The organism is Atopobium sp. ICM42b (assembly GCA_000564995.1).
Taxonomy (GTDB): Bacteria; Actinomycetota; Coriobacteriia; order Coriobacteriales; family Atopobiaceae; genus Lancefieldella.
In genome coordinates this window covers 15,732-27,631 of record JDFH01000025.1, presented here as the reverse complement: position 1 = coordinate 27,631, position 11,900 = coordinate 15,732, and the positions used below count along the sequence as shown (strand labels likewise).

7 protein-coding genes and 1 other RNA gene are annotated in these 11,900 nt (G+C 47.7%); 5 read left to right on the top strand and 3 right to left on the bottom strand.

Annotation, left to right across the window (positions count from 1 at the left end):
* Positions 1-277: 277 nt before the first annotated feature.
* Positions 278-645: RNase P RNA component class A (gene rnpB / locus HMPREF1493_RS06910), an RNA gene on the bottom strand.
* 214 nt (positions 646-859) lie between these two features.
* Between rnpB and HMPREF1493_RS06240 the strand changes: the two genes are divergently transcribed.
* Entirely contained in the window at positions 860-1,390 is a 531-nt protein-coding gene (locus tag HMPREF1493_RS06240; RefSeq protein ID WP_035428725.1) for a PTS sugar transporter subunit IIA, read from the top strand.
* A 21-nt stretch (positions 1,391-1,411) separates the two neighbouring features.
* A complete protein-coding gene (locus tag HMPREF1493_RS06235) occupies positions 1,412-2,053 on the top strand; it encodes an IMPACT family protein (RefSeq protein WP_035428724.1) in 642 nt (213 codons plus the stop codon).
* Between the two features lie 339 nt (positions 2,054-2,392).
* Here HMPREF1493_RS06235 and HMPREF1493_RS06225 read toward each other — a convergent pair whose 3' ends face one another.
* Positions 2,393-3,862, bottom strand: a complete 1,470-nt coding sequence (locus tag HMPREF1493_RS06225; RefSeq protein WP_035428722.1) for a C1 family peptidase — start codon at positions 3,860-3,862, stop codon at positions 2,393-2,395.
* 75 nt (positions 3,863-3,937) lie between these two features.
* Entirely contained in the window at positions 3,938-5,296 is a 1,359-nt protein-coding gene (locus HMPREF1493_RS06220; protein ID WP_035428721.1) for a C1 family peptidase, read from the bottom strand.
* Positions 5,297-5,624: 328 nt separating this feature from the next.
* Between HMPREF1493_RS06220 and dnaE the strand changes: the two genes are divergently transcribed.
* The 3 genes from dnaE to HMPREF1493_RS06205 all read left to right on the top strand — a co-directional run bounded on the left by dnaE (position 5,625) and on the right by HMPREF1493_RS06205 (position 11,855).
* Positions 5,625-9,461, top strand: a complete 3,837-nt coding sequence (dnaE, locus tag HMPREF1493_RS06215) for a DNA polymerase III subunit alpha (protein ID WP_035428730.1) — start codon at positions 5,625-5,627, stop codon at positions 9,459-9,461.
* Between the two features lie 109 nt (positions 9,462-9,570).
* Positions 9,571-9,936, top strand: a complete 366-nt coding sequence (locus HMPREF1493_RS06210) for a desulfoferrodoxin family protein (RefSeq protein ID WP_035428720.1) — start codon at positions 9,571-9,573, stop codon at positions 9,934-9,936.
* Between the two features lie 131 nt (positions 9,937-10,067).
* The gene (locus HMPREF1493_RS06205; RefSeq protein ID WP_035428719.1) at positions 10,068-11,855 is read left to right on the top strand and encodes a nitrilase-related carbon-nitrogen hydrolase; all 1,788 of its coding nucleotides are present in this window, start codon (positions 10,068-10,070) and stop codon (positions 11,853-11,855) included.
* Positions 11,856-11,900: the final 45 nt, after the last annotated feature.

Sequence of the window (11,900 nt, the reverse complement as noted above, 5' to 3'; positions counted from 1 at the left end):
TTAAGTGTGTTCCTTAGGTGCGAAATTTACCTATAGTTAAATATTTTATATGACGCTATTCATTTTATAGCATATTAGGTTAAGTTTATGCATAGAAATGCATATCAGGTAGTGCGACCACCTAACTGCCTAGCTATCTTGATTAGGAACATGTCGATTCTTCGGCAGAACCTACCAAAGCTGCGCTATTTTGTGGGCCAGGCCTAAAAGCCGACGCTAACACGCTGCAGAATCATAATCCCCCGCACAGAAAACGCGCGGGGGATTTGCATTCAGTAGGCAAAGTGGACGTATAAGCCGGGTTCTGTCGCGGACAACCATTTATCTACTACCAGCATTGCTACTGGTCTCTAGCGCGCAACCCGAGCGCAGTGCGGGCCACACCATAGCGCTCCTATTTGCGTTTGCTCCGGATGGGGTTTACCAAGCCACGCTGTTGCCAGCATGCTGGTAGTCTCTTACACTACCGTTTCAGCTTTTCTCTTTACGCGAATGCGCAGGTGAGAGTCTTCTTTTCTGCGGCACTTTCCGTCGGGTCACCCCGCCTGGCCGTTAGCCAGCATCCTGCCCTGTGGAGCCCGGACTTTCCTCATAGCGCCCTTCCACTTAGCTGGACGGGTACTCCGCGGTTGTCTGGTCCACTTTGCATGGGCGATTGTATCACGTTCATAAGCTCAGAAGTCCTGAAGTCAAACAATCTCCAAGTAAATGAGATGTTGCAAGGGCGCGGGTTTTTCGCCGTATGTCCAGCGAGGCGAGGCGGAGAGGGGCGTAATTTGGCACGCTGTGTTCATGAAAAGCAACGGTGGCCACTTTGAATGCTGCTATGATAAAGAGGCTTAAACACGAAAGGACTACCATGGGACTCTTTGATCTTTTCAAGAAATCTTCCAAGACCGCTGCGCCAGAGGCTCTTGTTGTTTCTGATTACACTGCTAAAACAATTTATGCACCAGCAAGCGGAAAAGTTGTTGCGCTAGAGAACGTTCCTGATCCTGTTTTTGCAGGTGGCATGCTTGGTCAGGGTCTGGGTATTTGGCCTTCTGAGGGCGTTGTGTACGCGCCAGTCTCGGGCACTATTACCGCAACTACTCCAACTGTTCACGCATTTGGCATCACGGCCGATTCTGGAGAAGAGGTCTTGATTCACGTGGGCGTTGATACCGTTGAGATGAAGGGTGACGGCTTCACTGCTCTTGTCGAGCAGGATCAGCGCGTTGAGGTTGGTCAGCCACTCATGACGTTTGACCTGGATAAGGTTAAGGATGCGGGTCATCCTGAAGTAGTCATTCTTGCTATTACTAACTCTAGCGAGTACAGCAATGTAGAGATTCTTGCCTCTGCAGACCAGCTGGTTTCTGCTGGCGAGAAGGTCTGTGTGCTCGCATAACTGCGGCGCTGCAGTTGCTCCATGTCTGACACATCCTACAAGACACTCAAGCTGGACTTTGTTGCGGAAGGTCTTTTTGAAGACAGGAAAAGCCGCTTCATAGCCCAGCTTTGTCATGTAGAAACAGAGTCAGAAGCGCAAGAGTTTCTCGCCAGGGTCAGAGCGAAGCACTACAACGCCCGCCATAACGTTCCCGCGTGGATTCTGGAGGATGGTACAGAGCGTGCTTCCGACGACGGAGAGCCTTCCAGAACGGCGGGAATGCCTGTGCTGGAGGTATTGCGCGGAGCGGGACTTAAGAACGTCTGCTGCGTTGTCACGCGCTACTTTGGCGGAACGCTTTTAGGGCCTGGTGGACTTGTTCGTGCGTATACGGCGGCAACTCAGGAGGCTTTGGCTGCTGCTGAGGAAGCATCTGCTGTTCAGGAAATGCTGCAGGTTGTGAGGGTGGAGTTGTCGGCCCCGTATAACCTGTATGAGCAGATTCAGCGCCTGGTCTCAGATACCGGCGGCAAGATTATAACAGCAGAGTTTGGAGCGGACGTTTTTCTCGCCATAGACTTTAGGTGTGGAGAAGAAGCGGCGTTTACGGCCGCGTTGACAGAGCTCAGCGCTGGAAAGATTACAGCCGAGGTCTTCGCGGCGCGTTTTGATCTGTTCTAGTGGTAAAAAATAATGAGACGCAGTTAAGCGCCTCATTATTTTTTACATCAAGTATTACCTCTTATTTTGCTGTACCTTTGCATCGAAATACCAAAAGATGAGAAACAATAGAACCACCGTAACTGTATAGCCATCATCAGGTAATATTCCTGCGCTTCTAAGAAAAGTAAATATCAAGAATAGGATGAGTGTAGGAAGACGAGTAATCCAATATTTTTTTGATGTTAGTTTCATTGGAACCTCCTTTATTAACATTTTAACATAAAAAATGAGTTGATGCAAATAGTTGCATCAACTCATTATCCTTAAGGAAATAATATTTATCTAGCGTGGCGTACCTTACTTGCGGTTACGGCCACCAAGGGAGTAGCCAAGGTTCTCCCAGAAATCAATCTGGACATCTTCGCCCTCGTCCCAAACCTTGAGCAGGTCCTCTGGAACGTACTGACGACGAACATCAGCCTCGCCACCGTAGAGGCGGAACCAGTCTGCGCTCATGATGAGGTAGCCGTCCTTACCGGAGTCCTTACCCCAGCTGTTCTCAATGCGCCACTGCTTAGCCTTGCCGTCCTTATCAAGCTCAACACCCTGGAAGGTCATTGCGTGGGTAAGGGAAGTCTCATAGTTCTCAATCATTGAGGCGCGATCCATGTCAAAATCAACGCCAAAGAGGCCGTTGTAATCCATGGTGTCGGTTGAGAGGACGTAGTTGAAGTCCTCATTGTGGCGAGGGAACTCCTGCATAACGTCGCAGGCCATGCAGACAGGGTTGCCATCCTTCAAAGAAGCAATGGTAGCTGCCTCAAGAACCTCTGGCTCAACGTTTAAGAAGCGAGTCTTAATGCCGCCTAAAACGGTATCGATGAAGGTTGGGTGATATACCTTGCCGTAAGGATACTTCTTGCTTGGGACAGAAATGAGCTGGACAAAGCCACGAGGATCAACGCCACAATAGCGCTCAGCAAACTCAAGAGGAGTAATGCCAAAGTCGCGAAGAATCTGAGTGCCCTCCTCGTCCTTCTCGCCGTCCTTTTTGTCCTTGTTGTCAGAAGCCTTGCTTGGCTCAACAGGAGAAAGCTTTGCCTTATCTACCTGTGCGTTTTTGCCAACCTTGCACTCAAAATCAAAGGTCAGAGGTGGCTCGCCGAGGCAGACGGACAGAATCTGGTGGAAGCCCTTGAGCTGCTCCTGCTTAAGCGCACGAAGCTCGTCTTGAGACTTGCCAGCTGCGTATGCTGCGCGAAGCTCGCCAGCACTCTTTCTGAACAGGCGGTCAATGCGCTCATCCATCTGTGTAGAGTTCTTGGAGCAAGCAGTCTCTGGCATGGCGTCCTTAGGAACCAGGCCGTACTTCTCAACCAAGCTCATAGCAAATGAGTAGTAGCCGCCATCGCCAATGCCCTCGGTCAGAAGTGTGTTGACAACACGAGAATCGGTTGGCTGGTCAGCAGTCTGAATGATGTACTCAAGTGCAGAGTTTGCCTTCTCAAGCTTGTCGTAGAACATGCCATATGCCTGGCTGAACTCAAAGGTATCAACGTCAAGCTTCTTGATTGCCTCCTGGCGAAGCACATTGAAAGAAGAGAACATCCAGCAGCGACCGCTCTGACGCTGGTTGGTGACGTCGCCCGTCTTTGCAACAGCAACACCGTAGGTGTCAGCGTAGGTGCGCATGGTGGTGATGTCGCGAGCAGCTGCGGAAACGCCCATAGAGGTTACGGAGTTGCGAGCAACGCGGTTAGCACGGTCTGCACTAAATGCAGCGGTTTCCTCGTTTGCCCACTGTGGATTTACGGTCTGATCAGCCATTGAGGCTCCTTTTGTTTGTAGCGTTTAGAAAAAACCTGGCGAGAAGACCGATCTTCTCGCCAGATGGTTTGTACCTTAGCGAAGCGTTGCAAGAGAGCCCATTGGGTCCCATGGCTCGAGGACGGTTGCTTCCTCGGTCTCAAAGGTCTTGAGCTGCTCAGGAGTGAGGTACTTCTTGTCAACAACAATCTGGTAGACGTACTCGTCAAACCAAGGGTCAGAGATGGTATCAAAGCCATCGCGGCCGTGGTCTTTACCCCAGCTGTTCTCAACCTTCCAAAGGGTAGTGTTGCCCTCTGCGTCAAAGTTAACACCCTCAAGAACCATAGCGTGAGTCATCAGAGACTCGCCGTAGTCAAGGCGCTCAGCACGGTCAAGTGCGCCCTCAACAGGGAAGCCAAAGAGGCCGTCAACGTCAAGCGCACGGGTATCCATGATGCCCTCTTCACGAAGGTAGGACTGAGCAACGTCACAACCAAACCAGACAGGCAGGTTGTCCTTAAGCTGAGCCACAGCAAGGCGCTTGAGCTCAGGAATCTCAAGGTTGAGGTAACGAACGCCGCCACCCTCAACAACGTTGCCCAAGCGGGAAACGGTATAGGTGTGGTTGAAAGGCTTATCTGCGGTTGGTGCAGAGATGATTGAGATGTAATCATCAAGATTCATATCAACAGTCTCAGCGAAGAACTCCTGAGGGGTAAAGGTGCCAGAAAGAGCGAGGTTGTCGTCCTTATCGCGCAGGCGTGCCTCAAAAGATACAGGAGGCTGACCCAGGCAAGTTACCAGCAGCGTGTAGACGTCCTCCATCATCTCTTTCTTCATCTCGCGCAGAGACTCGAGGGACTCGCCAGCTGTTGCGGTCTCACGAAGACGCTTTGCAGCACTACGAAGATAGCGGGTAAGGTATGCGTCCATCTCGTGGGTGTTGCAGGAGTTAGCAGTCTCTGGCATAGCGCTCTTTGGAACTACACCGTACTTCTTTACGAGGCTCTTAAACATATCCCACTGGCCACCGTCGCCAATTGGGTCGGTAAGCAGGAAGGATACAAGACGGCCATTTAGAGGCTCATCAAGGGTATCCAGAATGTTCTCAAGGAACCAGTTGGACTTCTCCATCTTGTCCCAAAACAGTGGATATGCCTGGGAAAGCTCAAAAGTGGAGAGGTTGTATTTCTTGATGATGCGGTATCTAAACGTATTGAGCGATGCAAACATCCAGCAACGACCAGAGCGCTTCTGGTTAGTGCGGTCACCCTGCTTTACCTCAACATCAAAGGTAAGAGGATTAAGGGCAACGCCCTCTGGCACACGAGCTGCTTTTCTAACACCAGCGCTGGTAGCAGCATTCTTAGCTACTGTGTGAGCGCGGTCGGACTCAAAGTTCTTCTGAGCCGCTGTAATGTCGTCAAAGGAAATGCTTTTCATCTGATCCATGTGATCTCCTTAACTGGAATAGGTAATACAAAAACTATATTCCCAATTAAGGTGTCCCTAGTCTAAGAGTTACCAGTTTGAAACTTTTATTTTGAGAAATTTTTTGAGCAGGTGGTCCACGCCAATTAAGAGAGATTTTGTGACGTTATGAAATTGGCGAGAAAATATTTTCATCCAATTTACCAGCGGCAATAGAAGTATTAGCACATAGAACATATGTTTGTATTAGTAGTTATTGTCCGGCGAATCGGCTACACTATACAAAGAAATTAAGAGCCCTTGGTAAAAGAACAAATTTTGAAGCACAAAGAGAAGAGCGTTGAAAAAGATGGCATTTGTTCACCTCCACAACCACTCAGATTTTTCCATTCTTGATGGAGCTAGTCGTGTCCCAGACATGGTTAGTAAAGCTGTAGAGTTTGGTATGCCAGCACTTGCTCTTACTGACCATGGGTATCTCTTTGGAATTCCAGATTTTGACCTTGCATGCCGCAAGTACAATGAGGCGCTTAAAGACTTTGGCCAGTGGTGCCATGATGTGGAATGTTTTGAAAAGGGCTGGGATCTAGAAGAGCCTCCTGTAGATGATCCCAATGCTGGTGAGCATGATAAGGTTCATGCTCAGTGGGCTTCTGACGTTCAAATTTGGAATCAAACACATGATATTGAGGCCGTAAAGGCCAATAAACCATCTCCACTCATTAAGCCAATTTTTGGCTGTGAAGCTTATTTCATTCTTGATGATTGTATTGAGAAGGGTACTAAGCAGGTACGGTATCACCTTATCCTGCTTGCTAAAAATGAGACCGGTTATGTCAACCTGATGAAGATGATGTCAGAGGCTGGCTCAAAAGATATGTTCTATTACAAACCACGTACTACGCTTGAGATGCTCAAGCGTTATCACGAGGGAATTATCTGCACTTCAGCTTGTGTTTCTGGCATCATTCCTCGTATGTTGTTTGAAGGTCGTCCAGAAGAAGCAGAGCGTTGGGCAAAAATCTATCAAGATATCTTTGGAGATGATTTCTACCTAGAGATTCAAGACCACGGTTTGTCTGATCCAAGCTGGGGCGGCTATACCGATAGAACCCTTGCTGAGCGTATTGTAAAGATGGGTCATGACCTTGGTATTAAGGTAGTTGCTACCAACGATAACCACTATCTCACTAAAGAGGATGCAAGCGTTCAAGATATTGCTTCCTGCATTGGCTCGGGCGCTCGTGTTGATGATGAGAACCGCAAGCGCATGACAGGCAGCGAGTTCTACCTTAAGAATGAGCAAGAAATGCGCCAGATCTTCTCGTGGTGTCCAGAAGCTATCGAGAACACCATTGAGGTTGCAAATAAGTGCAACTATGAGCTGGATTGGACCCATATGTATCTGCCAAAGTTCCCAGACTTGGCAGAGGGGGAGACCTCAGAGGAACGCTTTAGAAAAGAGTGCGAGCTTGGTCTTGCAAGACGTTATGGAGATGATTGGCAAAACGTTGTTATCAATGAGATTAACGTTAAAGACCGTTTTGAGTATGAATATGACATCATCTGCAAAAAGGGCTTTGCAGATTACTTCTTAATTGTTCAGGAGTATGTTCGCTGGGCAAAAGAGAATGGTATTGGCGTAGGCCCTGGTCGTGGTTCTGCAGCAGGCGCTATTGTTGCATACGCTATGGATATTACCTCGTTTGACCCTCTTGAGAATGGCCTCATGTTTGAGAGGTTTTTGTCTCCGCAGCGTTCAGAGATGCCAGATATTGATATGGACTTCGACGATGAGCGTCGTCTTGAGGTTGTTGAGCACGTCCGTCAGATTTATGGATCTGAGCGTGTTTCTCACGTTATTACGTATTCAACCATCAAGGCAAAACAGGCAATAAATGACGCGTGCCGCGTTCTGGGTTACCCCGTTTATATGGGTCAGCGCCTCTCTAAGATGATTCCAGGAGATCCTAACGCTCACCTTAAGTTTGTTCTTCATAAGGCTCAAGAAGGCCAAAAAGGCGCTGATCAGTATTCTGCTGATTTTGAAGATGCGTACGAGAATGACCCTGATGCGAGAAGAATCATTGATGCTGCTCTGTCTATTGAGGGCTTGCATCGTGGTGAGGGTGTGCATGCTTGTGCAGTTTTGATTGCTCCTACGCCTGTAAATGACCACGTTCCTACCAAGGTAGATACCAAGGGCGGCGTAGAGATTACGCAGTATGAGGGCCACTCTGTTGCAGACATGGGCCTTCTTAAGATGGACTTCTTGGGATTAAGAACTCTAACGGTTATTTCTCGTGCAATCAAAAACGTGAAGGATAACTACGGTATTGATATCGATGTAGATAACATTCCGTTTACTGATCCAGAAATTTATAGACTTCTTAGAGAAGGTAGAACTGCTGGCGTTTTCCAGGTTGAGTCTGCAGGTATGACTGCAACCATTAAGGGTATGAGGCCAACAGAATATAAGCATATCGTCGCACTTATCGCCTTGTATCGTCCTGGTCCTCTTAACGCAGGTATGGTTACCAGCTATATCAACCGTATGAACGGTAGAGAAGAAGTCAAAGATTACGATCCACGTCTTCACGATATCTTGGAAGAAACCTACGGAACCATGGTCTACCAAGAGCAGGTTATGCAGATTTCTATGAAGATGTCTGGTTTTACCGCAGGCGAGTCTGACAAGGTCAGAAAAGCAGTAGCAAAAAAGAAGATCAAACTCATGCAGGAAGTTGTCCAGCACTGGGATGACGGTACTGATGAGACCATGGAGGCTCACTGGAAAAACGGCGCAGTTCGTAATGGATTTGATCGTTCGGTTGCAGAAAGCATTTGGGACGATGTTCTTGAGTTCGCATCTTATGCATTCAACAAGTCTCACTCTGCTGGCTATGCAATTCTTGTTATGCAGACCGCATGGATTAAAGCGCATTATCCACATGAGTTTATGGCAGCAGTTCTTACCTCGTACATGGGCAAGACAGATAAGATTGTTCACTACGTAAGCGCATGCCGTCATGAGGGCATCAAGATTCTTCCGCCAGATATTAACGAGTCCGGTAAAGACTTTACGGCTACTAAAGAGGGTATTCGTTTTGGCTTTGCAGGAATCCGTGGCGTAGGAGCCGGTGTTGGTGAAGCTATTATGCTTGAGCGCCAAAAAGGCGGTCCTTTTGCCAATATCCACGATTTTGTCGATCGTGTTGACGCAAGTCAGGCAAAGCGCAACGTTGTTGAAGCTCTTATCAAGGCAGGAGCTTTTGACTCAACAGGCTATACCCGTATGCAGATGATGAGTTTTGTGGATAAGAACAACCCACAAAACATTATCGATGCTGCTACTAAGCGTCAAAAAGATAAGGCTGTTGGTCAGTTCTCTATGTTTGATATGTTTGCAGAGGTAGAGGGTTCTGGCTTTAGTGATAGTGTCCCAGAGCCAGACGGCGTTGAGTGGGATAGGCGATTCAAGCTTACCAAAGAGTACGAAGTTTTAGGTATTTATGTCTCTGATCATCCGCTTCGTCCATATGAGTATGCCCTCGCTAAGAGCAGAGATTATGCCCTTGCAGAAATTGAAGAGAATGTAGAGGTTCAGCTTCCTAACGGTGCTATGTCTCAGCAGTTCAAAGTTCCAGAAGGTAAACCTATTCGCTTTGCGGGCATGGTTACTAATGTTATGAAGCGCACTACTAAAAACGGCGACCCAATGGCAATTGTTACGCTTGAAGACATGGAGGGTAGCGTCACTATTGTCATGTTCCCTAAGCTCTACAAGAAGGCTGCAAGACTTCTTGCTGGAGATGTTGACCCAGAGACTGGTGAGAGCCAGAGCGACATCTTCATTTCTGTTCTTGGAAAGCTTGAGCGCTCTGATAGAGGAGACCAGGTTATTGCTCAAGAAGTTAATCCTATTGAGCTTAACAGTGCTAACAACACACCAAAGACACTCGTTATTCATATGCCTGCTTCTCAACTTCAAAGACAGGCTATCGAGACACTTGGACAGATCTTCTCGCGCTATCCCGGCATGGACTGTATTGAGATTAGGGTAGAAACAGATATGGGCGATGCTATGCGCATGGAAATTCCTACCAGAATTGATGGACGTAGCATGGTTCTTTTGACCGAGCTTAAAGATTTTATTGGTCAAAGCGGATACGCACAGATTGTTTAGATTTTGTCGATTCTAAATTTGCAGGTTACTCTTAAGTAATAACTGTTACTATTTAAGTAGCACTTACTAAGAAATTCTGACATCTTCGGATGTCGTGAGAGGAGAAAAAATGATCGACGCAAAGTTTTATCGTAACAAGGAGACAGGCGCTGTTGTTTACGGTGTCGCAGGCAACGTAGAGGCAGCAGATCTTGAGCTTCTCCAGGCTGGCGTTACTGACGGTGCAGCTGAGAAGCACGTTCCATTTGTTACTCGCGAGGGCAACACCGTTACCGTCCGTGTTGGTGAGGTTGCTCATCCAATGCTCGAAGAGCACTACATTGAGTTCATCGCTCTTGTTTCTGAGAACGGCGCTCAGTTTGCACAGCTTAAGCCTGGCCAGGAGCCAGTTGCTACCTTCACTCTTGAGGAGGGTGTTGAGGCAGAGGCTTATGAGTACTGCAACCTTCACGGTCTTTGGAAGGTTTCCCTCTAAGTCTATTGACTCAACAATAAGCACTAGCTTAATAAGGTCAAACGGAGCTGCTACCTGCGGCTCCGTTTTTTCTTACTACACCTGTTTGTTTTTGGGTAAAAACAAATTAAGCACTTTATGATAGGAATGGTATGCGCATAGCAGTTGCACAAATGAATACTCAGGCCGGAGACTTCGAGTTTACCGCTCAGACCATGCTGGAATATGCTCAGAGAGCTCAACAGCAAGGTGCTGAACTAGTCATTTATCCTGCGCCAACTCTTACGGGGCTGCTAAGCGTGCCAGAGGCTGACATAGAAGGGCTTTTTGCAGACCTCTCGGAGATTATCAATTCGCTTTCAGAAAAGCTTCCAATTGCGGCCCTTATTCCTGTAGTAACAGAGTTTGATGGAAGTGCAGCGAGTGAGGCCCTTCTCGTTAGAAACGGAGCCGTAACTCCGCTGAAATTGACTGCCCAGATAGCGCACATGAGCGCTCTTGCTCGTTCTGCTAGCTCTGCACAAACATCTGGCGAGAATACCTTTGAGCTCGCAAAATTTGAAGCAGGCGGCCTTACGTTTGGTGTTGCTTTTACCTACGACGATCTTGACGCGTGGCAAGATGTCGACGACTCGTTAGATGCTGTCATTTACCTGCCGTATTTTGGCTTTGCTGTTGATGATTCATCGTCCGCCATGGGCATGGCGGTGGCAGAAAGCCGCTATCTGGGAGATGTTGAGGAGTTTGATAGCTGGCTTATCGCTGCAAACGCTGTTGGCGCCTATGGTAACCAGGTGTTTTGTGGTTCAAGCTTCTTCTTGTCTCCTTCAGGAGATTTAGTCAAACAAGCAGCCTCATTCTCAGAAGATATGGTTGTCTGCGAGGTTGACCAAGATACTATCGAAAACTTTGATAGAGAAGATACCGCGGGTGTCTATAACAGCGCGCTTACTACCTGGGGCGTATTGGCTACAGGAGTGCGAGACTACACGGTAAAGTCTGGGTTTAACGGTGCTTTTATTGCGGTTGATGGTTCGCTTAACTCACTTGTTACTCTGGCACTTGCTTCAGACGCTTTAGGTCCTATGCGTGTCCACGTACTGTTGCTTCCAAACAAAGATTCTCGAGCAACAAGCGCTGCGGAGTTGCTTACCGCAAGACTTCGGGTTAATAAAGTTACTGTGGATAGCACGGTTTTCTCGACATTGACCGATGCAAAGTTGGTGAGTGCATACGGCTATGCATACGCTGACCAGCACAATTACTTGACGCTTGAGACTGCCGATAAGACCATCCTTGCACTCAAAGGAACAGAGATTTCTAGTGCGCATTCTCTGTGGCCTCTTGGTGATATGTATCATGCAGACATTGTTGACCTTGCTAGGGTAAGAAATACCTTCTCACCAGCTATTGACCATGCAGTTCTCGAGAATATCTCTGAGGTTGTAACTGATGGGCTAGAAAATGCCGCGCCAACGCCTCAAGAACGCATTGAGTTTGTTGATTATGTGCTTACCAGCTATCTTGAGTGGAATAAAAGCATTTCTGCCATTGTGGAAGAAATGGGAAAGGTTGACGAGGTCAAAGCAATTATTTCTAGGCTTCACGCTCGCCAAAAAGACCGCAGAAACACCACTGAGGTTCTGGAAATGTCTTCAAAAAGCCTCACAAATGCCCAAATTCCACACGCATCAGTCTGGCAAGACAAAATTAGAGATACAAAGGCTTCCGAATCTGACCTGGTAGAGTCCTTGCGAAATTCTTTGCGAGAAATTCAAGGAGCTTCTATGCATCTACCTGAGTTGTCAGTTGATCCAACAGAGGCTCAGGAGGGCTTTAAGGATATGCTGGAGCTTTTAAAAGAGCTGGCACAAGAATCTGATGCACAAATTGGCATGGTTGACCCCAAAATGTGGAGAGGCCCTTTCTCAGAAAATTAGTTGCATCGTTTGCGCATACTCTGTGATAATATAGAACGAACGTTC

Coding starts and splice junctions, on each gene's coding strand:
- HMPREF1493_RS06240 (WP_035428725.1), top strand. CDS start 860: ATGGGACTCTTTGATCTTTTCAAGAAATCTTCCAAGACCGCTGCGCCA.
- HMPREF1493_RS06235 (WP_035428724.1), top strand. CDS start 1,412: ATGTCTGACACATCCTACAAGACACTCAAGCTGGACTTTGTTGCGGAA.
- HMPREF1493_RS06225 (WP_035428722.1), bottom strand. CDS start 3,862: ATGGCTGATCAGACCGTAAATCCACAGTGGGCAAACGAGGAAACCGCT.
- HMPREF1493_RS06220 (WP_035428721.1), bottom strand. CDS start 5,296: ATGGATCAGATGAAAAGCATTTCCTTTGACGACATTACAGCGGCTCAG.
- dnaE (WP_035428730.1), top strand. CDS start 5,625: ATGGCATTTGTTCACCTCCACAACCACTCAGATTTTTCCATTCTTGAT.
- HMPREF1493_RS06210 (WP_035428720.1), top strand. CDS start 9,571: ATGATCGACGCAAAGTTTTATCGTAACAAGGAGACAGGCGCTGTTGTT.
- HMPREF1493_RS06205 (WP_035428719.1), top strand. CDS start 10,068: ATGCGCATAGCAGTTGCACAAATGAATACTCAGGCCGGAGACTTCGAG.